The following is a 24,175-nucleotide window of genomic DNA, read 5'->3' on the forward strand; positions in this document are numbered from 1 at the left end:
TTACTTAACCACCTTTTCCTGCTCGATCACTTCTGTCAGTCTCTCAACCACATCACTTATACGTGCGTCTTTCATGCGGTAACTAACCGGATTGACGATGAGCCTTGATGTAATATTGACGATGTCTTCATATTCTATTAATCCATTTTCTTTTAAGGTTCTTCCTGTAGAAACAATGTCAACAATCCGATCAGCTAAACCAATAAGCGGTGCCAATTCAATCGAACCGTTCAATTTAATAATCTCGACTTGCTCGCCTTGTTCACGGAAATACGCTGCTGCTACATTCGGGTATTTCGTAGCGATTTTCGGTGCGACATCATTCATTTGCGTATGAGGCAAGCCAGCAACTGCTAAATAGCAAGCACTAATCTGTAGATCAAGCAATTCATATACATCACGTTCTTCTTCAAGCATGACATCTTTCCCGGCTATTCCAAGATCGGCAACACCATATTCCACATATGTGGGCACATCCATCGGTTTAGCTAAAATAAAGCGGAAACACTCTTCAGGTACATCGATAATTAATTTCCGCGAATCATCGAATTCAGGTGGCAACTCGAAGCCAGCCATTCTCAACATCTCCACTGCCTCAGTAAAAATTCTTCCTTTTGGCATCGCAACTGTTAACCAATCCTTCATCGCGATCCCTCCTTCTGTTTACCAACTAAATAAGTGATATCTTCATAAAGTGCTGAACAGGCATCAATATCTTCTACGCCATTAATATCTTGCAAAACGACTTTCTTCCCTTCAAGTCGTTGCTGTTCAGCTAACATAAAAGCTTCTTTTCTTCTTTCTAAACTAAACACAATACAGGCAAGAGGTGGTTGTTCAAATGGTTTGTCTAACGATTCAAGTAAATGATCTAATCGAATGGCAAAGCCAGTTGCACTTTTGGCTTTCCCAAACTTTTCTAGTAATAAATCATACCGCCCACCGCTGCCAATTGGAAAACCAACATTACCTGCATACACTTCATAAACAATACCTGTGTAATAACTCATATGACTGACTAATGTTAGGTCTAATTTTATGAGGGCATCCTGTTGATAGTCAGCTATAATTCCCCATAAGGTTTTCAATTCATTTAACGCTTCAACGCCTGCGTTGCACTCTAATAAGTCTTCTGCTTCCTTAATGACTTCTGGTCCGCCTCTTAATTTTAGAAACTGTTTTAACCTTTGTTTATCAATAGATGACAATGATAGCTGATCTACATGTACACGATAACCAACATAATTTTTCTCATAGAGGAATCGCATCAATTGCTCCACTCTTTCATCTGTACCGAGTATCTCTTGGAAAAAACTCCTTACAAAGGCAATATGACCAACGGAAATCTGGAACTGCTCCAATCCTGTTTTCATTAGAGCGGAGGATATTAATCCTAAGCACTCTCCATCCGCACTAACTGTTGGATCACCAATACATTCGACACCGATTTGCTCAAATTCTGCCGGTCGTCCACCTTCTCGCTGTTGTGCCCGAAACACATTAGCTGAATAAGCTAAACGCTGTGGCAACTTTTCCTTTAATAACTTAGACGCAGCCACACGAGCAATAGGGGCTGTCATATCTGGTCTTAGTACAAGTGTATGTCCCTCATGATCCAGCAGTTTAAACAATTGTGTATCGAGAATAGCTGAAGCTGTACCAACTGTCTCGTAATATTCCAACGTAGGAGTTTCAATAAATTGATAGCCCCAGCGTTTCATTTCATTGGCCATTGTCACCCGTACTTCTTCTTTCATCATATATAGATTAGGCAATGTATCCCTCATGCCTAAAGGCTTTTCAAACATAAATAACCGACTCAACCCGTTCACCTCATTTTTACTTTAGTTCGCTACCATGCTAATAAATTGAAGTTACTTAGTAGTGTACGCTTCTCACCTTTAAACGTCAACCCTAAACACTTAATTTTGAGAAAAATGAAAGAAATCCACAACAAAGGGGTGTAATCTAAAATATTCTAATGGGGGATGTAAAGATTCCGCCTGTTGGCATATCTCAACTTCAGGGCGTTTACGATAATGGAGGGTTCTGGTTCTACTTTTGTTCGACGTCCTTATCTTTAGAGGGGCAGGTATGAGAAAATAAAACAGGAGGAGTGCAAAAGCTCGTTTCATTGCTAAAAAGGGGGACGAGGGAATCAGATCCTTATTTACGATAATTTAAACGGTCAGTAGGAATTTCCCTTTTGCGTTGCTCTTAGCTTCGATCGACCTCACGAAACTGGTGAATCTTCATGTCATGTGATAGCATGGCACCTTGGTGCTGAATCTCTCCGTAAAAATCTTTTTACGTACTGTAGTCTTTTTTCTTGTTACCATCATCCGTAACAAAAAAACATCCGCTATCCCACTTTCTTTTCGAAAGCGAAGTTAGCAGATGCTTATGACCGTTGTTCCATTTCTTCTTTTGTAAATATGATTTGCATTGGGTTACCACCGACGAAAGCACCAGCGGGTACGTCTTTATGTACAAGTGTACCAGCGGAAACAATCGCACCATCTCCGATTACTATTCCTGGAAGTATCGTGCAGTTGGCACCAATCATGACTTCGTTACCGATTTCTACAGTTCCCAGGCGATATTCTTTAATCAAATATTCATGGGCTAAAATAGTAGTATTGTATCCAATCACACTATTGCGCCCCACACTGATTTTCTCTGGGAACATGACATCGAGCATTACCATAAGCGCAAATGACGTCTGTTCACCGATTTTCATCCGTAAAAAGGTACGATAAAGCCAGCTTTTCATCCCTAAGAACGGGGTATAGCGTGCCAGCTGAATCACAACAAAGTTCTTTACTACTTTCAAAAAAGGGACCGTTTTATACACATGCCAAAGGGAGTTCGCTCCTTCAACAGGATAGCGTTCGGTTCTCCTCATCTGTTCAATTCCTCTAAGATTGTTAATAAATCCGGCATTGTCTCTAACATATAGTCAGGATCGAATTGAAGAAGATGATCCCTTCCTTTACTTGACCAAGCAACACCTGCTGTCACCGTCCCTGCATTTCTGCCACCTATAATATCATGATGATTATCACCAATCATGATGGCTTCATGTGGTTCTGAGTCCAATAGTGATAATGCTTTTAAAACAGGCTCAGCATCCGGTTTCGGCTTTTCTACATGATCAAGGGCAACAATCACTTCAAAAAATTCATCCAGCTTTGTTAAGCGTAAACCCTTTTCAACAACGTCTAGCATCTTTGTTGTTACGATGCCCAATTTATAACCCGATTCCTTTAGTGTGCGGACCGTCTCATACACGCCTGAAAACTCTTTCACTAATACATCATGGTTTTCTTTATTAAATGTACGATACATATGAACCATCTCATCCGCACGGTCACTATCAATTGATGTAAATGTCTCGACTAATGTTGGACCCATAAAAGGTAGTACATCCTGACGCTGATAGCTATCTGGATAATAATGATTTAATGTATGCAAAAATGAAGAGATAATTAGTTCATTCGTATCTATTAACGTTCCATCTAAATCGAATAATATTGTATCAATTTTAGCCATAATACGCTTCCTTTCTCGGTGTTGCTTCAAGCTTCCTCCAAATCATCCCGACAATCATTGTTAAAATCACAGCGACTACGACGCGAATAAGAAGAAGGGGTAACACAGGTATTCCTAAAGGTATAAAGATAAGAGTATCCTCAACAACCGCATGACAAGCTACTAAGAAAATAAACGCTAAAGTGACATCTTTTTGACTAACGCCATCCTCTTCTACTGCTTGAATCATCACACCGGCTCCAAATGCTAAGCCAAACAATAATCCTGATGCTAAAGTTGTCGATGTATTTTCTCTCATCCCTAGCTTTCTTGTTAATGGAGCCATCCATTTAGAAAATACTGCAAGCCATTTACGGTCTTTCATAATCTGTACGATTACCATTAATGGAATTACAATGATCGCTAATTGAAAAATACCAAGACCTGCTTTTTCTACTGCATTCCATACAATTGGCCATATGCCTTCAATCGTTTCTTCGCTTGCTCCAACAAAACCATACTCTGCCATCTCTGAACCGCCATTCCAAACGAGATTAATAATAATCCCCGATAGAAAGGCTAAACCGAGCCGAACAGCGAGCACAATCCATAGTTTAACGCCTACTTTCATGGCTACACTTGTTTCAATCAGTAAGTTATGAGAAAACGACAGCATGACTGCTAATATAAATACTTCTTTAACGGTTAAATCCAACGTGAGAATCGCACCAATACCAGCATAAACATTCAAGAAGTTTCCTAAAACTAAAGGAATGGCCGCATCCCCCGATAGACCAAATATTCCCATAATCGGTGCGATTAATTCAATCACCCATGGTAAAACTGGCGTATGTTGCAATAACGCCACAATTAACGTAACAGGAAAGATAATTTTCCCCAATGTCCAAGTCGTCTTAAAACCAACCTTTAATCCTGCTTTAACAGAATGTATCACCTGGTACTCCCCCTCTGCTGACCCTTACTTTGCTTTTGCTTGTTTCTGTGGAGGATCTAAATACCTCTCTTTTGCATTCCCACTTACTCTTCTATATATAATAATTACGATAGCCCCAACTATTAATATGATCGATAGCATTTGCGCTGCTCTTAACATTTCAGTCACCATTAAGCTATCGGTTCTCATTCCCTCGATAAAGTATCTACCGATAGAGTACCAAATCACGTAGCTAAGGAATAATTCCCCTCTTTTTAAATTAGCACGTCTTAGTAGTAGTAGCAGTGCAAATCCAGCGAAATTCCAAACTGACTCATATAAAAATGTCGGATGATAATAAGCCCCATTAATATACATCCCGTTAATAATGAATTCTGGTAGATGCATGTTTTCTAAGAATTGTCGACTTACTTCACTACCATGCGCCTCTTGGTTGACGAAATTCCCCCAACGTCCAATGGCTTGACCGAGAATAATACTAGGTGCAGCAATATCCGCTAATTGCCAAAAGGATACACCACGCTTCTTTGCAAAAATAATCGCAGTGACAACTGCTCCGATTAATGCACCGTGAATGGCGATGCCTCCGTTCCAAATTTTAATGATTTCACCTGGATACTGAGAATAGTAGTCCCATTCAAAGATTACATAATAAATCCTTGCACAAATAATCGAAATCGGAATAGCCCATAACAATAAATCAGCAAATAAATCCTTACCTAGTCCCCTTTTCTCTGACTCTCTCATCGCCAAAATAAGACCGAGTGCAATGCCGATACCGATGATTAAGCCATACCATCTAACAGACAATGGCCCTAAACTAAAGGCAACCGGATCAATTGGCGCCACTGTTAACAACATAGTCATATCTCCTTTAATTATGTATTAATAAATCTCAACGATCTTCATGATCGCCATCTTCAATTACATCCGTTAAACGATTTGTAAATTGCTCTGCTGCATTTACACCCATACGCTTTAATCTAAAATTCATTGCCGCTACCTCGATAATGACCGCTAAGTTTCGACCTGGGCGGACAGGAATGGTCATTTTAATTAACTCCGTATCAATAATTTTCATCTTTTCTTCTTCTAAACCTAAACGATCATACTGTTTTTGAGCATCCCATATTTCTAAGTCCATCACAAGAGAAATCTTTTTAAATCGGCGAATGGCACCTGCACCAAATAAAGTCATGACATTAATAATACCGAGTCCCCGAATTTCTAATAAATGCTCAATGAGTTCTGGTGCACTACCGACTAATGTGTCCTCATCTTCTTGTCTAATTTCTACACAATCGTCCGCTACTAAGCGATGTCCTCTTTTGACAAGTTCTAATGCCGTCTCACTCTTACCGACACCACTCTTTCCTGTAATGAGGACTCCCACGCCATATATATCGACTAACACTCCATGAATGGCAGTAGTAGGGGCTAACTTACTTTCTAGGAAATTCGTCAAAAGGCTAGAAAAACGCGTCGTTTTTTGCTTTGTTCTTAAAATCGGTACGGCTTCTCTTTCAGCCGCTTCAAGTAATTCTTCTGGTACTTCTAGCTCTCTCGTAATAATGATTGCTGGAGTAATGTCAGAGCATAGCATCTCCAGTCTTGCTTCTCTCTCTTCGTCATTTAGTTTTTCAGCAAATGACAGTTCTGTTTTCCCTAATAATTGTATGCGTTCTGCCGGAAAATAATCAAAATAGCCAGCCAATTCAAGGCCTGGTCGAGAAATATCACTCGTAACAATCGGACGGTTGATACCTTCTTCACCGCTTAGTAATTCTAACCCGAATTTTTCGATAACATCCTTTGTGCGAACCTTTGCCACTCTTACCCCTCCTTATCCTGTAGTTATCTATTCTTCTTTCATCCATTCTCATCTGATACGTTTTTTATTTTAGCACTTTTTACGCGAGAACCAAACGCTTTAAATTGAAACTGTCATTGTATACGAAAAAACCCGTTCCATATCATTGTCGACTCTCGTTGTTTATTATACACTGAAACGAAATAAATGGAGAGAATGACTAATCAATACATTGAACAAAAGGGAGGGATTTTAGTTAATGGATAAGAAGACCCTTTTTATTAATGCCGATATTATTTTTCAACATTATGTTTCACCAAACAGTTATCTGACATTAAATGGCCATCTGATTGAAGATTTCGGTGAAATGGCTTCATGTCCACAGACTACTCGCTACGATTACATTTATGATTTAAAAAACAGTAGCTATATAAGTCCTGGCTTTATTGATCTCCATATACATGGTGTGGCTGGTGCGGATGCAATGGATGGGACAGTCACTGCCTTAAAGACCATTTCACAAATATTACCTAAAGAAGGAACAACAAGTTTCTTAGCAACAACCATTACTTCTCCAACAAAAAAAATAAGTCAAGCCATTGAAAGCATCGCCCATTTTCATTCTTATAAAGGGGCAAAAATTCTTGGCATACATCTAGAGGGCCCTTTTATCAATCTACATCAGGCAGGTGCACAGCCAAAAGCAGATATACAAGAGTCCAATCCCCATTTATTTTCCTACTGGCAATCACTCGCTCAAGGTCAAATAAAACTGGTTACATATGCACCCGAAATGGATCCACGCCAAAGGTTATTACAACAAATAATTGCAGACGGAGCCATCCCATCAATTGGTCATTCAGAAGCTACTTACGAACAAGTCGAAACCGTTCATTCTTACGGCGTATCCCATATGACTCACCTATTCAATGGTATGCTCGGCATACATCATCGCGAAATTGGGACAGCAGGTGCCGCACTTTTGCTTGATTCCTTTACTGCCGAAATCATCGCTGATGGTCTACATATTAGCCCAGAAATGATTCAACTGCTGTTGAAGGTTAAAGGATATCAAAGCCTGATATTAATTACTGACAGTATAAGGGCAAAGCATATGGAAGATGGAGAATATGAGTTAGGTGGACAAACAGTTCATCTGCAATCAGGTGTAGCGACATTAGTCGATGGAACGCTTGCTGGAAGTATACTAAAGATGAATGATGCGATTAAAAATATGATACATTTTACTGATATCGCTTTGCATGAAGCCGTCCATATGGCTACCGTCAACCCAGCAAAGAAAATCGGACAGTTTCATTGCATCGGTAGTATCGATCGTGGCAAGGAAGCTGATTTAGTGATTTTAAATAGGGAATTAAATGTAATAGATACCTTTTGTAAAGGTGAAAGGATGTAATTAAGGCATTCTGCCCTGGGATTCAAAGACTATTCTATATTGTACGGTGATTTATAGGCTCTTTGGTAGTCGACGTGGTTTTTGCTTGAAACGAAGGTGTTATTAGATTTTAAGCTCAAAAAAGCAGGAAGATGTCTCATCTCCCTGCTTCATTCATCATTATTAATATTTATAAGATTGTCCACCATCGATCGGTACAACCGTTGCATTAATGAAGTCTGCTTGGTTTGATAGTAAGAATGCTACTAGGTAGCCGACTTCTTCTGGTTTACCAAAGCGTTTCATTGGATTGACGCTAACAAATTCTTTTCCTGCTTCTTCCCAATTGTCTCCGCCCATTTGTTTCAATGATCCTTCAACCATCGGCGTCATAATCGCACCAGGAGCGATTGCTTTAATACTTACACCAAATTGGCCATATTCGATTCCAGAGTTTCTTGTTAAGCCTACTACACCATGTTTACTTGCAGCATACCCTGATTGATTACCAACTCCACGGATTCCACCAACGGAAGCGGTATTAACAATTGAACCATGACCTTGTTCTTTCATCACTTTTAACACATGCTTCATACCGTAAAATACACCGTTTAAGTTAATATCAACTACACGTTGGAATTCTTCGATACCGAAGTCTTCTGTTAAGTTTTGTTTCCCTTCGATGCCTGCATTATTAAAGAAGCCATCGATTTTACCAAATTTCTCAACAGCAAACGCCACGTATTTTTTTACATCTTCTTCATTCGCTACGTTCGCTTCGATTGTTTCTATCTCTGCTTGAGGTGCTGCTGTAAGTATTTCTTGTTTACTTTCCTCTAAGCCTTTTGCATTTAAATCTACTAAAACAAGTTTACCGCCTTCTACTGCTACTTGTTTTGCTGCCGCTCTACCAAGTCCAGATCCCCCACCTGTAATGATAACGACTTTATCTTCAAAACGATTCATATAAAACTACCCCTTTCATATGCGTTGTGGTACTATTTTCACAACTTCTCTTTTAGTGTAAACGGATTCATAATTAGCAACAATCAGTAATTCTTTTGAATTTGTCGATAGAATCTACACATTACTATAATGTGTTTATTTTAGGAGGAAAAATACATTGGTTGAGTATAAAAGTAGTATCTCTAAGCAAAGTGAGCGGACGAAATCCTCTTTCAAAAAAGCTTTCATTGACCTTATTCATGAAAAAGGCTATAGCCATGTAACAGTGACGGATATTATTAAACGAGCCGATTATAATCGCACGACTTTTTATCTTCATTTTCAAGATAAGCAAGGTCTAACGGATGAATTGCAAAGAGAAATGTTCGAACAAGTAAAAGAAAAAAGCATGAATAAATATGAAAAAGGCAAAGCCATTAGTATTACCGAGATGGATCCAAAATCATTCGAACTAACACACTTCATATACTCTGAGCAAGCTTATTTCAATCTTTTATTAAAAAACGATACCATCCCAGGATTGCATCGAGATCTACCTAAAGCGATTTATGAAGTATTGGAAGAGAGCTTTATCTTATCAGCGATTAATCAACTAGATATTAACTACTCGGTCCATAAACTCTATATGGCCCATGGGACAGCAGGACTACTCTTCAACTGGATTGAAAATGGTTATGATGTCAGCCCTGATAACATGAGTCTCCGCTTAATTCAAATATTACATTCATTTGCTAAGGAGTTTTCAATTGCAACTAAAAGCAAAAACACACCACCCATTTAAAAAAGGCGGTGTGTTTTTACTTAATCCCAGAGAACCTTTTGTATAATTAAATTTGCTACAGACATAATAATTGCCACCAGAATAGCTGTGCCAAAACCGGCAATCTCAAAAGTATCTCCCATTAATCCACTCGTAATCATTAAGGTTACTGCATTGATAACGAATAAAAATAACCCTAACGAAATGACCGTAATTGGTAATGTCAATAAAATCAATATCGGTCTAACAATTATATTAAGAATGGATAGGATAAAACTAGCTAACAAGGCAGACCCGAAGCCTGATAAATAAAAAGAATCTCCTATAAAGCCAGATAAAGCAATAAATAATATGGCATTAATAACAATACCAATTAACCATTTCATACATATGACACCTTTCCATTAGAAAACTGAGCTAGATTTTTTTACTGTGACAGACCCTGTTTTTGTATCTGCATTTAACCTTAAACCACCTTGAGGATCTTTAATAGAGCGGAAACGAAGCACCTTCTGAATAACATCACTCTTTTCCTCTAATATCTCAATTCCCTCAATATGAATATCAAAACTTCCTAAATTCGTTTTTAGTTCACCACTTACTTCTGCAAATGGGGGAAGCGTTACTTCTACATTGCCAGTTGTTGCTTTTGCTTCAATCGATTCACAACGGGAACCCCCAACAGCACAAGCTACATTCCCATTAAAAGAATGTGCATTCACTCTCTCATAATCTCCATCTACATGTACAGCACCGTTTATCGTCTCTGCTTCAAGTATATCAACCGTACCGTTTTCAACATGAATTTTTCCATGAACGGTTTCTAACTCTGCATGTTTACTTTGTAATTGCTTTGCTGTAATTTTACCGTTTGCCGTTTTTGCCTTAAAGGTTTTCGCTTTTAGCTTTTCACTTTCAATCGGTCCATTAAAGGTACGAAGTTTTAATTTATTATATTCCTTCTCAGGTACATATAGTACCGCATCTAACTTTATCCATTTTTGTTGAGTAGAGAACTTCAGTTTATCATCTACAACGGTAAATACAGCATCCTCCAAGAATTTTTTCCGAGCCTCATCTTGAGACTCCGCACGATACACTTTTACTTCACACTCTGCTCTTACATCAGTCTGTGACCACGGTACAACTTTGATAGCTCCGTTTGCGACATCTACTTCAATTTCATTAAAGGTACCGTCAGATTGATGGAAAATATGGGATATACTATGTGACTGTCCGAAGTTAAAGTCTAAATCGACATCTTTAATCTTTTTAAATGCAGAGTCGACAAAATCAATGATCTTATCTTTTGCTGAATTAAATTTATAATTAAAAGGCTCTTCTTTTTTCTCTTCTTCAAATTTTACTGCTGTAGATAATTCTTTAATAATTTCTTCTTGCTTTTGCTCAGCCGTATCTTCGGCTTTTTCTAATTTCTCTAATAAAGTTAAAGCTTCTTCAACAGATAATTTTCCATCCTCCACCATTTTTAAAATGCGTTTTCTTTCTTCCTTCATTCTATTCCCTCCATAAGGTTCATTTTGTCTATGCCCTATTATCCTTTTTATATTAGGCTAAATAAGTATCAATATCTAATAAGTATGCTTAGGACAATCTCCAGCATGATTAGTATTGAAAAATGAAAGTTGGTTATATTTCATTTTTACCCTTAATCAGCGAAAATTAGGCTTATACTTCAATTTTTCTTTACTCAATTGTACGATAGTCAGGGGCAAAAGTTTCACTTAAATAAAAAAACCAGTCTCAAGTCTGACTGGGATTTATGTCATGAGGTCTAGATTTGAAGGTTCGTTTTCTGTGGTATAGGGGAAAATGAAGAGTAAAGAAGGTAAATCGTTGCTAATTAAATTTTAGTAAAACCCAAACAGGTCCTGGATATTTATGACCTAGGACCTGCTTAAGCTATGTACCTTTAAAAATTTATTGATAGGCCGCCAAGTCAGTTGTGCGAGGAGATTCCTTACGCTTAACCTCATCAATCTTGTTAACGAACATTTGAAATACTTTTCTTTTTTCTTCCAAATCTTTTGCATGCTCTTTCAAATCATTATACTTCTCTTCAAACGGTCTGTGATAACGTTCTCTTATACTTTCAATAATCTCATCGTTGACAGTAGATTGAATGACTTGTTTAGTTATTCCATATTTATAGGAGTAAAGTTTTAGCTCAAGCTTAATTTGATCATATTCCTCATTAATTTGACTAAGCACTTCAGAGATATCTTCTTTCCATTCCTCTAATGATTTAGCTAAATAATCTTCCATAATCGTATAGTCACCCTCTCCCCTTATAATACTATGATTATAACGAAGGATAGTTACATCCCTTTTGCTATAGAGTTACAAATCTTTATCTTTTTTAATAGGAAATACCACGAGCCGATAGACCCGTGGTATTTTCTATTAAAACCATTAAGCATTCGTTACACTTGCTTCTTTATGCTCAATTTGCTCTTTCATTCTTTTGCGATCACGTTCAAGAATCGGTTTTAAATATTTTCCTGTATAAGACTCGGCTGTTTCTGCAATCACTTCAGGGGTACCTGTAGCTAGGATTGTCCCCCCCTTAAGTCCACCTTCAGGACCTAAATCAATTAAATGGTCAGCAGCTTTAATTACATCTAGATTATGTTCTATCACGAGCACAGTATCCCCATTTTCAACAAGACGCTGCAAGACATTAAGTAAACGAGCGATATCATCCACATGCAAGCCCGTTGTTGGTTCATCTAATATATAAAATGATTTACCATTAGAACGACGATGTAGTTCAGAAGCCAGTTTTACCCTTTGTGCTTCTCCACCTGATAAGGTTGTCGCTGGTTGGCCCAATTTGACATAACTCAATCCAACATCATAGATGGTTTGCAACTTACGACGAATTTTAGGAATATTTTCAAAGAAGGTAAGTGCATCTTCCACTGTCATTTCTAAGATTTCTGCAATACTCTTCCCTTTATATTTTACTTCTAACGTCTCGCGATTATAACGTTTTCCATGGCAGACTTCACATGGCACATATACATCAGGAAGAAAATGCATTTCGATTTTAATAATCCCATCTCCACGACAGGCCTCACAACGGCCACCTTTGACGTTAAAACTAAAGCGCCCCTTCTTATAGCCCCTAACTTTTGCTTCATTTGTAGAAGCATACACATCACGAATGTCATCGAATACTCCTGTATAGGTAGCCGGATTAGAACGTGGCGTTCTTCCGATAGGCGATTGATCAATATCTATGACTTTGTCTAATTGATCAATTCCTTTCACTTCCTTATGTGCACCCGGCTTACTTTTCGCTCGATGTAGTTTTTGCGCTAAGCTTTTATGGAGAATCTCATTGATTAACGTACTCTTCCCTGAGCCTGAGACACCAGTCACAGCCGTGAAAGTACCAAGAGGGAACTTGACGTTCACATTCTTCAAGTTATTCTCTTTAGCCCCTTTAATCTCAATAAAACGACCGTCACCTTTTCTTCTTTCTATCGGCAGTGGGATAAATCTTTTCCCTGATAAATATTGACCGGTTAAAGAGTAATCATCTTTCATTACTTCTTCTGGTGTACCTTTGGAAACAATTTCACCACCATGCACCCCTGCACCTGGACCCACATCAATTAAATAATCCGCTGCAAGCATCGTATCTTCATCATGCTCTACCACAATTAACGTATTACCGATATCACGCATGTTCTTTAACGTTTCGATTAATCGGTCATTATCCCTTTGATGCAATCCAATAGAAGGTTCATCAAGAATATACAACACTCCAGTCAACCGTGAACCAATTTGGGTGGCTAAACGAATTCGTTGGGCTTCCCCACCTGAGAGAGTTCCAGCAGTCCGGCTCAGCGTTAAATAATCCAAGCCAACATTAATAAGAAATCCAAGACGTTCTTTAATTTCTCTCATGATCAAATTAGCAATTTTCATTTCTTTTTCTGTTAAGTGTAATTGCCCAAAAAAGTCATAAGCTTCTTCAACAGATAAATCTGTAAGCTTCCCAACATGATGACCATCAATCAAGACTGCTAAGCTTTCTTTCTTAAGACGGTAGCCTTTACACGTAGGACATTTATGTTCCCCCATGTACTTCTCCATCTGTTCACGAATATAATCAGAGCTTGTCTCCTTATATCTTCTCTTGATATTATTCATCACACCTTCAAAGACAATATGTGATTCACGCACTTGGCCATAATCATTTTCATATTTAAAATATATTTTTTCCTTACCAGAACCATAAAGGATTTTATCTATTTGTTCATCTGGAATAGCTGATACGGGGATATCCATATCAATGCCATAGTGCGTACATACTGCTTCCAAAAGCTGCGGGTAGTATTGTGAGCTATTCGGTTCCCAAGGTGCAATCGCATGCTGCTTCAATGTGAGATCTTTATTAGGGATGACTAAATCCGGATCTACTTCTAACTTTACACCTAAGCCATCACAATCGGGACAGGCACCGAAAGGACTATTAAAAGAGAACATTCTCGGTTCAAGTTCTCCAATTGAAAAACCACAAATAGGACATGCATGATTTTCACTGAATAATAATTCCTCTTCTCCAATCACATCAACTATGACTTTTCCTTCTCCCATTTTCAGTGCTGTTTCGAGCGAGTCAGCTAATCTGGCCTCCACGCCTTCCTTCACAACAATTCTGTCAATAACCACTTCAATAGAATGTTTTTTATTTTTCTCAAGCTCGATTTCTTCTCCTAAATCGAGCATATCACCATCAACCCGAACACGAACAAACCCTTGTTTCTTTACCTCTTCTAATACCTTTACATGTGTTCCTTTTCTACCAGAAACAACAGGTCCCAGTACTTGCAATCTTGTTCTTTCCGGATATTCCATAATACGATCTACCATTTGTTCAACAGTTTGAGAAGAAATTTCTATATTATGATTAGGGCAGGTTGGGTGTCCTACTCTCGCAAATAATAGACGCAAATAATCATAGATTTCTGTTACAGTTCCTACCGTTGAACGAGGGTTTTTACTAGTTGTTTTCTGGTCTATAGAAATCGCAGGAGATAAACCTTCAATCGTATCCACATCCGGCTTATCCATTTGTCCTAAGAACTGTCTTGCATAGGCAGAGAGGGATTCAACATAACGGCGCTGTCCTTCTGCATAAATCGTATCAAACGCTAAGGACGATTTTCCCGATCCTGATAATCCCGTTAAGACAACAAGCTTATCCCTTGGGATTGTTACATCGACATTTTTTAAATTATGTGCCCTTGCACCTTTAACAATCAATTTCTCCATTGCCATTTCCGTTCATCATCCTTCCGCCTTCAGTTCAAGAATAAGATCACGAAGCTCTGCCGCTCGTTCGAAATTTAAATCCTTTGCTGCAGACTTCATCTCTTTCTCCATATCTGCTATTAATTTTTGACGTTCTTTTTTATTTAATTGACTTAATTTATCAGCACTATTATACTCCTCTGGCGTTTCCGCTGCTTGTGTCGCTCTAATCACATCACGAATTTCTTTTTGTATCGTCTGTGGCGTGATACCGTGTTCTGTGTTGTAATCTTCTTGAATGCTACGGCGGCGTTTTGTTTCACTTATAGCTTTTGTCATGGAGTCTGTCATTCGGTCAGCATACATTATAACTTGACCATTTGCATTACGAGCAGCACGCCCAATCGTTTGGATAAGTGAACGTTCTGAACGTAAAAATCCTTCTTTGTCGGCATCAAGAATCGCTACGAGTGAAACTTCTGGAATATCAAGCCCTTCTCGCAACAAATTAATACCTATTAACACATCATAGGTACCCATACGAAGCTCCCTAATAATCTCGATTCTCTCAAGGGTTTTCACTTCGGAATGTAGGTATTGAACCTTCATACCAATTTCCTTTAAATAATCCGTTAAATCCTCAGACATTTTTTTCGTTAAAGTGGTAATGAGTACACGTTCATTTTTCTCAATTCTATCATTAATTTCACCAATTAAATCATCAATCTGTCCCTCTATCGGTCGGACATCAATAATAGGATCTAACAATCCAGTAGGTCTAATGATTTGTTCAATCATTTCAGGTGTTTGTTCTAATTCATACGGACCTGGAGTCGCAGAAACATAAACAATCTGGCTAATATGATCTTCAAACTCAGAAAAAGTAAGAGGACGGTTATCCATTGCAGAAGGAAGACGAAAACCATGTTCTACTAATACATTCTTACGGGCTTGGTCACCATTATACATCCCTCTTATTTGCGGCAATGTCACATGAGATTCATCAATAACAAGTAAGAAGTCCTTTGGGAAGTAATCAAGTAAAGTATAAGGAGTCGAACCAGCTGGACGAAGAGTTAAATGACGGGAGTAGTTTTCAATCCCTGAACAAAAACCCATCTCTCTCATCATTTCTAGATCATATCGCGTTCTTTGTTCTAGGCGTTGTGCCTGTAATAAATGGCCTTCTTCATGTAAGGTAGCCAGCCTTTCTTCTAATTCTTTTTCAATATTTTCGATGGCTACACGCATTTTCTCTTCTCTGGTAACGAAGTGAGATGCCGGGAAAATGGCTACATGATCACGATCACCTAAAATTTCACCGGTCAAAGCATCGACTTCACGAATCCGATCTATTTCATCTCCAAAAAACTCCACACGTAAACAGTGCTCGTCTCTCGAAGCAGGGAATATCTCTACGACATCACCGCGTACACGAAATGTCCCACGTATAAAGTTCATATCATTGCGCTCATATTGTATGTCGACTAGCTTCCTTAATAATTGATTTCGCTCTATTTCCATTCCCGTCCTTAAACTTAAGACAAGCTCTCTATATTCTTCAGGAGATCCCAAACCATAGATGCAAGAAACACTGGCGATGATGATAACATCATTTCTTTCAAATAATGAGGAGGTAGCTGAATGGCGGAGCTTATCTATTTCATCATTAATACTCGCATCTTTCTCAATAAATGTGTCAGTGGATGGTACATATGCTTCTGGTTGATAGTAGTCATAGTAACTAACAAAATACTCTACCGCATTATTGGGAAAGAACTCTTTAAATTCACTATATAATTGACCTGCTAACGTCTTATTATGAGCAATTACTAACGTTGGTTTGTTCACTTCTTTAATGACGTTAGAAACAGTGAACGTTTTCCCGGTTCCAGTTGCACCTAGTAATGTCTGATGCTTTTTCCCCTCTTGAATCCCATTTACAAGCTCTTTAATAGCTGCAGGTTGATCACCTTGTGGGGAATATTTTGAAACTAACTCAAATGTTTGATCCAAATCAGAAACCTCCTCTATGTAAAAAGTAAAGCGTGTCTAATCATTATTGCATTCCGATTTTCTATATCCTCATTCTACCACAAATCCTCTTATCTAAACCACAAAAAAGCGAACAAATATTCGATATCCATTCGACAAAGAGATGAAAAGAAGGTTAGGATTAAAATAAACGGGTATGAAGGTACAAATTAACTTTTCATTTATTTTGAAACTTTATTCTATATAAAATCGTCTTTTGTTATATGGCGAAATAGACGAGGTGATTTTTTGTTTGGTTTTATTTTTGCATTTGCGTGGCTAGCCGTTTTTATTTATGCCCTAAAAACCATTAAAGATTATATAAACAGTAATGACGAGGAAAAAGCATATGAAAAAGACTTCGTCATTAAAATTGTTGGTGCTGTATGCCTTTCGGGGCTTTTTGTTATAGCAGAAATACTTCGTGTCACAAACTTGGGCTTCGTTGATATGAAATGGCTCTTTCTCATTACATTTCTACTGCTTTTCGTTGTCAGTTACGTCTTTTTCACCTACAGGATACTCTTCTCTAAAAACACCTTTGACCGTAAAAAAGGAGATTATACTTTTAGTTATAAATATCGAAAATGGCTTATCCCTGTCTTTTTTCTATTCCCAATAGGTGTATTTAGTATTTGGATTTGGGTTAGCTAAATGAAATTTCCTTCTACATAAATGAGTTATAGAATTAGTCCATAGTTGGGGGCATCTAGTAAATTTGAATAGATAAACAGGTTTAATTGAACACATACAATGATTGAATCAAGGAGTTATACAAGTCAATTACACCTACCCACTAAAACCCTTCTTATTAATCAACAACACACACGTCAGCTCATATTTCTCATTCTAATTAGTTAACCTTTCTTTTTATTAAAAACTTAAAAACTAAACGCTTTTCCCTAAGAAAAGTAGAACCCCATCTCACTTTGATGGGGTTCTACTTATTTATATATCTGCTGGATGCGGACCTTTTTCTGCTTCCATCTCTTTTGCCATTTTCCTTGCTTTTATAAATTGAACACCGCTTAATACAATGGTTTTCCCAACGGCGTATGTTGGTACAGCAAGTAACATGCCTAATATACCAGCTAAGTTTCCTGCTACCAATAAGATAATAATGATTGTTGCTGGATGGGTATTTAATGTTTTCCCTAAAATTAATGGTGAAATTAAATTACCTTCTAATTGTTGTGCGGCGACGATGACTATTATTGCTAAAATCGCCATCGTAGGTGATTCAAATAGCCCAACTATAACCGCCGGTGCACCACCAATAAATGGTCCAACATAAGGAATAATATTCGTTACTGAAATAATTAATGCCAAAACAATTGCGTATGGTAGGTCAATAATTAAGAAACCGATAAAAGACGCTGTCCCGACGAATAATGCGACCGTAATCTGACCTTGAATATAGGAAGAAAGAGTTTTACCTGTTTCTTTTAATGTATCAATTGCTTCAGCACGATAACTTTTGGGAACAAATTTCCCTAGTGCAGGTGGGAACTTCTCCCCGTCTTTTAACATAAAGAATAAAAGGAATGGTACAGTAATAATCGTAATGGCTATATTTGCAACTAATCCAACTAAATCGCTGAGACCATTCGTAATCCTTTGTGGAAGTTGATTAGCATAATCAACTAAATAACCCATAATTTCTTCTTGTGTTACATAATCTTGATTCATTAACCAGCGATAACCTTCAGATTGCGAGAAGTTGTTAAAGAACTGTTCTGTTTGTTTAACATAGGTAGGTAGTTCATTTAATAACCCTGCCAATTGGGCTGAAATTTTTGGTACAAAAATACTAACGACAAGCACCAGCAATCCAGCAACAATTGCAAATAGTAATATGATCGATAATATCTTAGGAATTTTTGCTTTTTCAATTAAATGCACAAATGGATTTAAAATGAAGAATAAGAACCCCGAGATAATAATAGGGAAGAACAACGTGGAAAAAAAGATTCCAATCGGTTCAAATAAAAAAGAAATTTTTGAAGCTACAAAAATGACGGATACAATAATTAGAATTTGAAGAGACCAGTACTGGAATTTCTTCTTGTTCACATTCTCACCTTTTCCCAAAAAATAAATTTTTCTCTATAGACTACATTTTCATTCGTAGTTCCCTTTTTCCAAAAAAGTAAAACCACTAGGATTTATTTGTATGTATTATTGTAATGCATTCCACCACAAAATGTCGCCTCATAAGGATATTTTCCGTGAATTTTTTTCGACAAATATTTCCTTTTGGTTATTTTAACCAACAGACATTTATATAATCAGCCATGTGTTAAGGAAATCCTTTTATCCATTCACACAACGACATGGGAACTAGATAGAAAATTTCACTTATATCCCCAAGTTAAAAAAAGGTATCTTAGGAGTCTCCCTAAAATACCTTTTTAAAGCTTGATTATTCTTGGCCTTTTTGAATCCATTCAGCAACAGTTGCCGTACGTTTGGCTTGATGTTTAACTGCTGCTTCATTATCTTCAACGATTTTACCATCTTGTCCTTGAGTTGAACTTGCGCCGTAAGGATTTCCGCCACCAGCAAATATGCTTGGGTCAGTGAAGCCCGGTGCGGCAACAATCGCGCCCCAATGGAACATAGTTGTATAAAATGAAAGAAGGGTTGCTTCTTGACCTCCGTGAGGATTAGAAGCAGAGCTCATTGCACTCACTACTTTGTTCGCAAGTTTGCCTTGTGCCCAAAGGCCTCCAGCAGTATCAATAAAAGCTTGCACTTGTGAAGCAATGTTACCAAAACGAGTTGGGAAACTAAAAACAATCGCGTCTGCCCATTCAAGGTCAGCAAGTGTAACTTCTGGTACATCTTTCGTAGCATCAGCATTGGCACGCCATGCAGGATTGGAATCGATGGCTGCTTCAGGTGCTGTTTCAGGAATCTTTAACAACTTCACTTCAGCGCCGGCTTCTTTTGCCCCTTGTTCTGCCCACTGTGCCATTTGGTAGTTGGTGCCTGTTGAACTATAATAAATGACTGCTAATTTAATACTCATTTGAATAGAATCCTCCTTGATCTCTCACATACATCTATATTGTTTCTATTCCTTTCAGCTCTATACATTAAACTTATCTTAATGTTTTTAATGCACCGCTCCATGCTAGCACTTGATCAAGCATCATTTTCATATTTGCTTGGTGCAAGTCCTGAGGCTTAAATTCATTACCATTTACGAAATCAGTAAAAAGGGAAAGTGTTGGATGTGTGCGTACATCTGCGACTTGTAGCTCGCCTAAAATGCCACGTAGATGTTCTGCCGCACGGGCACCACCAGTAGATCCATAACTGACAATACCTGCTGCTTTATTCGCCCATTGATCACGAGCAAAGTCGATTGCATTTTTCAAAGCACCACTAATACTATGGTTGTATTCCTGTACGATAAACACAAATCCATCCATACTATCTAATTTATCTCCCCATGCTGCAATACCAGGCTCTGTGCCATCTGTTGTACCAAGGAACGGAAGATGAAAGTCAGCAATATCAATAATTTCATAATTTGCATCCCCACGTGCATCAGCTATTTCTTTCACCCATTGACCAACTTGTGGACTTACGCGACCTTCTCTTGTACTTCCTAAAATAATACCGATATTTAATTTTTCCATTTTCATTTCCTCCTTAGGATGTTGATTATTTTTATTGAATAATTTATTTAAAAAGCCCATATTGTTTCTCCCCATTTCTTAGATGCTGGCTTTAAACCATTTTGCTGCTTCTTCAACTTCTTTGAATGAAAGCTGATGTCCCATATGTTCCCAATGAAGATGAACATCGGCTCCCGCTTTTTCTAATAATCTCTTTAACTCTTCAGATTCTTCGGATGAACAAATTGGATCATTTGTCCCTGCTCCAATGAACACCTTTTGTCCTGTTAAATCAGGCAATTCTATACCTCTTCTTGGTACCATTGGATGGTGTAAGATTGCTGCTTTCACAGCATCTTTATAATGGAACATCATACTGGCTGCAATATTAGCACCATTTGAATATCCTAAAGCAACGATATTATGGCGGTCAAAACCATATTTGTCAGCTGCTTCATCTAAAAATTGATAAAGCTCTTTCGTACGAAAGATTAAGTCCTCTTCATCAAAGACCCCTTCTGCTAACCTTCTAAAAAAGCGCGGCATCCCATTTTCAAGCACATTACCTCGAACACTTAGCACTGATGCACTTTCATCTATTTTGCCAGCTAACGGTAGAAGGTCTAGCTCATTTCCCCCTGTACCATGAAGTAATAATAGGGTTGGTTTTGATGCGTCACTACCCTTTTCAAAAATATGTTTCATGTAAATCCCCTCCATTATTTCGGTCGAACCATTGTAAATATTTCTCCTACTTTCGCATAATCATTTCCAGCCAAGCGACTGATTGCCCCTAAATTCTTAGCGTTGATTTTGCCCGCTTCATAAATGCCATCATCGAAATGGAAGTAGACAACTTTACCGATAAGAAGATCAGCATTCCCTTCAAGTTCAATATGATGAGCAAGCTGACATTCCATCCTCACTTTCGCTTTCACGATTCCTGGTACATTGACAACTGTACTTGAAATTGTCTCTAATCCACTGAGCTTTAATTCATCCACATTTGGTGAGACAGTAGCCGCTGTTTCATTAATTTGCGTAACATTCGACTCATCAACAATATGAACGACAAACTCCTTCGTATCACACAAATTTTTAGCAGTATCTTTCATCTCACCCGCTCTTCTTGCTACTGAAACAGCAATCATCGGCGGATTAGAAGACACGATATTAAAGAAACTAAATGGTGCACCATTCATCACACCAGTGTTTGATTGTGAAGTGACGAAGGCAATCGGCCTCGGGATAATACTTCCGATCAATAATTTGTAATTCTCCCTCTCGGTTTGCGCGTTCGGATCAATACTTACCATTGCGTAACTCCTCCTTTTGCAATTACACTTCCCTCACATCAATCGGAATTAACCTTCTCTGTAATTGTCCACGGTATTTTTCATATTGCTCAGGAAGCATTAATTCTGTCCCCATCGTTTCCTGACTTTCATCATGAGCAAAACCTGGCGGATCAGTAGCAATTTCAAAAAGAATGTCGCCGTATTCTCTGAAGTAAATCGCGTTAAAATAGTTTCTGTCTTGCACGGGTGTGACACCATAACCAAAGCTTTCAATATATTTCTTCCAATCTAATTGGTCAGCATCATCTGCTGCGCGCCATGCAATGTGGTGGACAGTTCCTACACCCATTCTTCCTTTTCCTGAGCTTGTTATCTTCACATCGACAATATTACCTATGTCGCTTTTTGATTGATATCTGACGAATGCTCCTTCTTCAGCCACTTTGGTTAAACCCATTGTTTCAATTAGCTCACCTGTTTTTCCACCATTGCTAGAATAAAGAACGGCCCCGGCGAAACCTTTAATCGCCACATCCGGAGTTATCCCATTAAATGTCCAAGTATTCTCGTCCCCAGCTTCTCTTTCAACAAGCTCTAAATGTAAGCCATGTGGATCATCGAAGCTTAGTACTTGTTCGCCAAAACGTACTTGTTTTTCAAAAGAAATGCCTTTACTCGTTAAGCGTTCCTCCCAAAATGGTAGGGCGCCAGATGGAACAGCATATGCAGTAATTCCCACTTGCCCGTCACCAATGATGCCCGGGTACGCATCTGCCCATGGGAAGAAAGTAATAATTGTACCTGGTTTACCTCCTTCATCACCGAAATAAAGATGATACGTTCCCGGGTCATCAAAGTTAACTGTTTTTTTAACAAGACGTAAACCTAAAATACCAGCATAAAAATCAACATTTTCCTGTGGGTGACCGACAATAGCTGTAATGTGATGAATTCCCATCGTTTGTTTTTCCATTTCGAACATCCTTCCATGTCCCTAACCTTCAAGTATCTCGAAATTGAGATATTAGGTATGAGTTAGTTTATTTTGTGTTATTTTATGAAGAATATCAATTAATAATTGTTGTTCTTCTTCTGTTGTTTGTTGAAATAAGGTTGAAATCTGTTCTAATAAATATGGACTGATTAGATCCATTAATTCCTTCCCTGCATTTGTTATAGTTACAAAAACAACCCGGCGATCCTCTTTGCAATCACTTCTAGATAAATAGCCCTTTTCTTGCAAGCGGTCAATCACATATGTCATACTGCCGCTCGTTAACCAAACGCTTTTACTAATTTGCTGGACCGATTGTCTCCCCTTTTGATGCAGCACTTGGAGTACGGAATACTCTGTAAAGGTGAGCTTATATTTGTGTAACCAGTCTTTCATCTGATCTTGCATGTATCTGTTGGTTTGCATTAAGCAAGCGAATGAATCTAATGTCTTCTTATGAACCATTTTCATCGCCTCACTTTTTATCTTTAATTTAATTATCTTGAATATGAGATAATAATATCTCGAATTCAAACTAATGTCAATCCCATTTTCAACTTTTTTTAAATTTCTAACCATAGTGTTCATTCTAGGGGCACTTGCTCTTCTAATATAGGTAGAAAAAACTAAATAACTAAGTCGTTTTACTGCTTTTAGAATAGGTAGCATCGGTAGCATCCTTATCTTCTAGCAAAGTTTTCAATAGGTAAAGGACGCCTACTCATATTGCTGGTGCATCATTTTCAAATGACTTTCTCGACATTTCAAAATCCAGTTTTTACCTTGTGAAAACAGAGACATTTTTCTTCACCCCGACTAGCCTAGACAACAAACATATTCCGTTTGAATGAAAAAGAAATATTGCTAACTTCTATTAATACATACAATATAAACGATTCGCTGTCGATAGATAAATAGCAATAACTGCATTGTTTTTTTCCTATCCGCTTCTTCTCTTGATAATATATTGCCTATAACATGATGCAAGAACCTCTATTCGTAGGGAATTAATGATATCGTCTTTGTTGCAATTGCATTTATGTAAGATTCATTATGATCAACTGCAATCATCGTCGGCTGATACACCTTAATCGTCTCAACTAATTGCTGAATGACAAATATGTCTAAGTAATTGGTGACTTCATCCCATATAAATAAATTATTTTCCCCTAATAAAGCATGAGCTAAAAATACTTTCTTCTGCTCGCCAGCACTCCAATGCTGACTAGATGTATCAGTGAAACTGTGTCTATCTATGCCTAACTGATAAAGCAAATGCCAAAAAGCTTGTTTTTCTTCTTTTATAGTCAATTGTTGTAAATAAGAAGCATAATCTACATCTTGCTCATTTTTTTGATTTAAAATGGATATCTTTCGCGGTAAATGAATGCGATACTCCCCTACTGTCTCTAAATACTTTACCCCTAATATAAATTGGAGTAGTGTTGACTTCCCGACACCATTACTCCCTTCAATAAATAAGCGATCATTAGGATACATATCGATGGAAATTGGTTGG

At 37.9% G+C, this 24,175-nt stretch carries 24 protein-coding genes; 3 read left to right on the forward strand and 21 right to left on the reverse strand.

Annotated elements, in window-relative coordinates:
* The 7 genes from hisG to hprK form a co-directional block, all read right to left on the reverse strand.
* Positions 1-645 carry an ATP phosphoribosyltransferase gene (gene hisG, locus MKX78_RS20585; RefSeq protein WP_095371879.1) on the reverse strand — a complete coding sequence of 215 codons (645 nt, stop codon included), beginning with the start codon at positions 643-645 and terminating at the stop codon, positions 1-3.
* Positions 642-1,823 carry an ATP phosphoribosyltransferase regulatory subunit gene (locus MKX78_RS20590; protein WP_307318855.1) on the reverse strand — a complete coding sequence of 394 codons (1,182 nt, stop codon included), beginning with the start codon at positions 1,821-1,823 and terminating at the stop codon, positions 642-644. The genes hisG and MKX78_RS20590 overlap by 4 nt, the downstream gene beginning before the upstream one ends.
* A gap of 578 nt (positions 1,824-2,401) precedes the next feature.
* Positions 2,402-2,905, reverse strand: a complete 504-nt coding sequence (locus MKX78_RS20595) for an acyltransferase (RefSeq protein ID WP_095371877.1) — start codon at positions 2,903-2,905, stop codon at positions 2,402-2,404.
* On the reverse strand, positions 2,902-3,552 hold the full coding sequence (gene ppaX, locus MKX78_RS20600; protein WP_307318858.1) for a pyrophosphatase PpaX: 651 nt from the start codon (positions 3,550-3,552) through the stop codon (positions 2,902-2,904). Before ppaX ends, MKX78_RS20595 begins: the two co-directional genes overlap by 4 nt.
* Entirely contained in the window at positions 3,545-4,483 is a 939-nt protein-coding gene (locus MKX78_RS20605; protein WP_095373601.1) for a nucleoside recognition domain-containing protein, read from the reverse strand. The genes ppaX and MKX78_RS20605 overlap by 8 nt, the downstream gene beginning before the upstream one ends.
* Positions 4,484-4,510: 27 nt before the next feature.
* Positions 4,511-5,347 (reverse strand): prolipoprotein diacylglyceryl transferase, encoded by an 837-nt coding sequence (gene lgt / locus MKX78_RS20610; RefSeq protein WP_095371875.1) that lies wholly within the window; start codon positions 5,345-5,347, stop codon positions 4,511-4,513.
* Between the two features lie 34 nt (positions 5,348-5,381).
* Positions 5,382-6,317 carry an HPr(Ser) kinase/phosphatase gene (gene hprK, locus MKX78_RS20615; protein WP_095371874.1) on the reverse strand — a complete coding sequence of 312 codons (936 nt, stop codon included), beginning with the start codon at positions 6,315-6,317 and terminating at the stop codon, positions 5,382-5,384.
* A gap of 238 nt (positions 6,318-6,555) precedes the next feature.
* Between hprK and nagA the strand changes: the two genes are divergently transcribed.
* Positions 6,556-7,713: an N-acetylglucosamine-6-phosphate deacetylase gene (gene nagA, locus MKX78_RS20620; RefSeq protein ID WP_307318863.1), complete on the forward strand. Its 1,158-nt coding sequence runs from the start codon at positions 6,556-6,558 to the stop codon at positions 7,711-7,713.
* A gap of 162 nt (positions 7,714-7,875) precedes the next feature.
* Here nagA and MKX78_RS20625 read toward each other — a convergent pair whose 3' ends face one another.
* The gene (locus MKX78_RS20625) at positions 7,876-8,658 is read right to left on the reverse strand and encodes an SDR family oxidoreductase (protein ID WP_307318865.1); all 783 of its coding nucleotides are present in this window, start codon (positions 8,656-8,658) and stop codon (positions 7,876-7,878) included.
* 157 nt (positions 8,659-8,815) lie between these two features.
* Here MKX78_RS20625 and MKX78_RS20630 point away from each other — a divergent pair, with 157 nt between their 5' ends.
* Complete coding sequence (locus tag MKX78_RS20630; protein ID WP_307318867.1) at positions 8,816-9,439, forward strand: TetR/AcrR family transcriptional regulator; 624 nt, start codon at positions 8,816-8,818, stop codon at positions 9,437-9,439.
* A 20-nt stretch (positions 9,440-9,459) separates the two neighbouring features.
* Here MKX78_RS20630 and MKX78_RS20635 read toward each other — a convergent pair whose 3' ends face one another.
* From MKX78_RS20635 to uvrB, 5 genes are all read right to left on the reverse strand, one after another.
* Positions 9,460-9,804 carry a phage holin family protein gene (locus MKX78_RS20635; protein WP_095371870.1) on the reverse strand — a complete coding sequence of 115 codons (345 nt, stop codon included), beginning with the start codon at positions 9,802-9,804 and terminating at the stop codon, positions 9,460-9,462.
* Between the two features lie 18 nt (positions 9,805-9,822).
* Entirely contained in the window at positions 9,823-10,935 is a 1,113-nt protein-coding gene (locus MKX78_RS20640) for a DUF4097 family beta strand repeat-containing protein (RefSeq protein ID WP_307318869.1), read from the reverse strand.
* Positions 10,936-11,359: 424 nt separating this feature from the next.
* A complete protein-coding gene (locus MKX78_RS20645) occupies positions 11,360-11,704 on the reverse strand; it encodes a hypothetical protein (protein WP_095371868.1) in 345 nt (114 codons plus the stop codon).
* Positions 11,705-11,851: 147 nt separating this feature from the next.
* A complete protein-coding gene (uvrA, locus tag MKX78_RS20650; protein ID WP_307318871.1) occupies positions 11,852-14,731 on the reverse strand; it encodes an excinuclease ABC subunit UvrA in 2,880 nt (959 codons plus the stop codon).
* 9 nt (positions 14,732-14,740) lie between these two features.
* Positions 14,741-16,720 (reverse strand): excinuclease ABC subunit UvrB, encoded by a 1,980-nt coding sequence (gene uvrB, locus MKX78_RS20655; RefSeq protein WP_307318874.1) that lies wholly within the window; start codon positions 16,718-16,720, stop codon positions 14,741-14,743.
* Positions 16,721-16,987: 267 nt separating this feature from the next.
* Here uvrB and MKX78_RS20660 point away from each other — a divergent pair, with 267 nt between their 5' ends.
* Complete coding sequence (locus MKX78_RS20660) at positions 16,988-17,392, forward strand: hypothetical protein (protein WP_307318878.1); 405 nt, start codon at positions 16,988-16,990, stop codon at positions 17,390-17,392.
* Between the two features lie 294 nt (positions 17,393-17,686).
* Here the strand turns inward: MKX78_RS20660 and MKX78_RS20665 are convergent, their stop codons facing one another.
* The 8 genes from MKX78_RS20665 to MKX78_RS20700 all read right to left on the reverse strand — a co-directional run bounded on the left by MKX78_RS20665 (position 17,687) and on the right by MKX78_RS20700 (position 24,156).
* Positions 17,687-18,811 (reverse strand): AI-2E family transporter, encoded by a 1,125-nt coding sequence (locus MKX78_RS20665; RefSeq protein ID WP_095373600.1) that lies wholly within the window; start codon positions 18,809-18,811, stop codon positions 17,687-17,689.
* A 349-nt stretch (positions 18,812-19,160) separates the two neighbouring features.
* Positions 19,161-19,769 (reverse strand): NAD(P)H:quinone oxidoreductase, encoded by a 609-nt coding sequence (gene wrbA, locus MKX78_RS20670; RefSeq protein ID WP_095371864.1) that lies wholly within the window; start codon positions 19,767-19,769, stop codon positions 19,161-19,163.
* Between the two features lie 73 nt (positions 19,770-19,842).
* Positions 19,843-20,445 (reverse strand): NADPH-dependent FMN reductase, encoded by a 603-nt coding sequence (locus MKX78_RS20675; protein WP_224937119.1) that lies wholly within the window; start codon positions 20,443-20,445, stop codon positions 19,843-19,845.
* Between the two features lie 18 nt (positions 20,446-20,463).
* A complete protein-coding gene (locus MKX78_RS20680) occupies positions 20,464-21,069 on the reverse strand; it encodes an alpha/beta hydrolase (RefSeq protein ID WP_224937120.1) in 606 nt (201 codons plus the stop codon).
* 14 nt (positions 21,070-21,083) lie between these two features.
* A complete protein-coding gene (locus MKX78_RS20685) occupies positions 21,084-21,680 on the reverse strand; it encodes a flavin reductase family protein (protein ID WP_307318888.1) in 597 nt (198 codons plus the stop codon).
* A gap of 22 nt (positions 21,681-21,702) precedes the next feature.
* Positions 21,703-22,644, reverse strand: coding sequence for a ring-cleaving dioxygenase (locus tag MKX78_RS20690; RefSeq protein ID WP_307318892.1), 942 nt, complete (start codon positions 22,642-22,644; stop codon positions 21,703-21,705).
* A 42-nt stretch (positions 22,645-22,686) separates the two neighbouring features.
* Complete coding sequence (locus MKX78_RS20695) at positions 22,687-23,325, reverse strand: MarR family winged helix-turn-helix transcriptional regulator (RefSeq protein ID WP_307318895.1); 639 nt, start codon at positions 23,323-23,325, stop codon at positions 22,687-22,689.
* A 324-nt stretch (positions 23,326-23,649) separates the two neighbouring features.
* The gene (locus MKX78_RS20700) at positions 23,650-24,156 is read right to left on the reverse strand and encodes an ATP-binding cassette domain-containing protein (RefSeq protein WP_307318897.1); all 507 of its coding nucleotides are present in this window, start codon (positions 24,154-24,156) and stop codon (positions 23,650-23,652) included.
* Positions 24,157-24,175: the final 19 nt, after the last annotated feature.

This window comes from Cytobacillus sp. FSL R5-0569 (genome assembly GCF_038007265.1).
Lineage (GTDB): Bacteria > Bacillota > Bacilli > Bacillales > Cytobacillaceae > Cytobacillus > Cytobacillus kochii.

Coding starts and splice junctions, on each gene's coding strand:
- MKX78_RS20625 (WP_307318865.1), bottom strand. CDS start 8,658: ATGAATCGTTTTGAAGATAAAGTCGTTATCATTACAGGTGGGGGATCT.
- MKX78_RS20690 (WP_307318892.1), bottom strand. CDS start 22,644: ATGTTCGAAATGGAAAAACAAACGATGGGAATTCATCACATTACAGCT.
- MKX78_RS20685 (WP_307318888.1), bottom strand. CDS start 21,680: ATGGTAAGTATTGATCCGAACGCGCAAACCGAGAGGGAGAATTACAAA.
- wrbA (WP_095371864.1), bottom strand. CDS start 19,769: ATGAGTATTAAATTAGCAGTCATTTATTATAGTTCAACAGGCACCAAC.
- MKX78_RS20635 (WP_095371870.1), bottom strand. CDS start 9,804: ATGAAATGGTTAATTGGTATTGTTATTAATGCCATATTATTTATTGCT.
- MKX78_RS20640 (WP_307318869.1), bottom strand. CDS start 10,935: ATGAAGGAAGAAAGAAAACGCATTTTAAAAATGGTGGAGGATGGAAAA.
- MKX78_RS20675 (WP_224937119.1), bottom strand. CDS start 20,445: ATGGGCTTTTTAAATAAATTATTCAATAAAAATAATCAACATCCTAAG.
- MKX78_RS20645 (WP_095371868.1), bottom strand. CDS start 11,704: ATGGAAGATTATTTAGCTAAATCATTAGAGGAATGGAAAGAAGATATC.
- hisG (WP_095371879.1), bottom strand. CDS start 645: ATGAAGGATTGGTTAACAGTTGCGATGCCAAAAGGAAGAATTTTTACT.
- MKX78_RS20680 (WP_224937120.1), bottom strand. CDS start 21,069: ATGAAACATATTTTTGAAAAGGGTAGTGACGCATCAAAACCAACCCTA.
- ppaX (WP_307318858.1), bottom strand. CDS start 3,552: ATGGCTAAAATTGATACAATATTATTCGATTTAGATGGAACGTTAATA.
- uvrA (WP_307318871.1), bottom strand. CDS start 14,731: ATGGCAATGGAGAAATTGATTGTTAAAGGTGCAAGGGCACATAATTTA.
- MKX78_RS20700 (WP_307318897.1), bottom strand. CDS start 24,156: ATGTATCCTAATGATCGCTTATTTATTGAAGGGAGTAATGGTGTCGGG.
- nagA (WP_307318863.1), top strand. CDS start 6,556: ATGGATAAGAAGACCCTTTTTATTAATGCCGATATTATTTTTCAACAT.
- MKX78_RS20595 (WP_095371877.1), bottom strand. CDS start 2,905: ATGAGGAGAACCGAACGCTATCCTGTTGAAGGAGCGAACTCCCTTTGG.
- lgt (WP_095371875.1), bottom strand. CDS start 5,347: ATGTTGTTAACAGTGGCGCCAATTGATCCGGTTGCCTTTAGTTTAGGG.
- MKX78_RS20695 (WP_307318895.1), bottom strand. CDS start 23,325: ATGCTACCTATTCTAAAAGCAGTAAAACGACTTAGTTATTTAGTTTTT.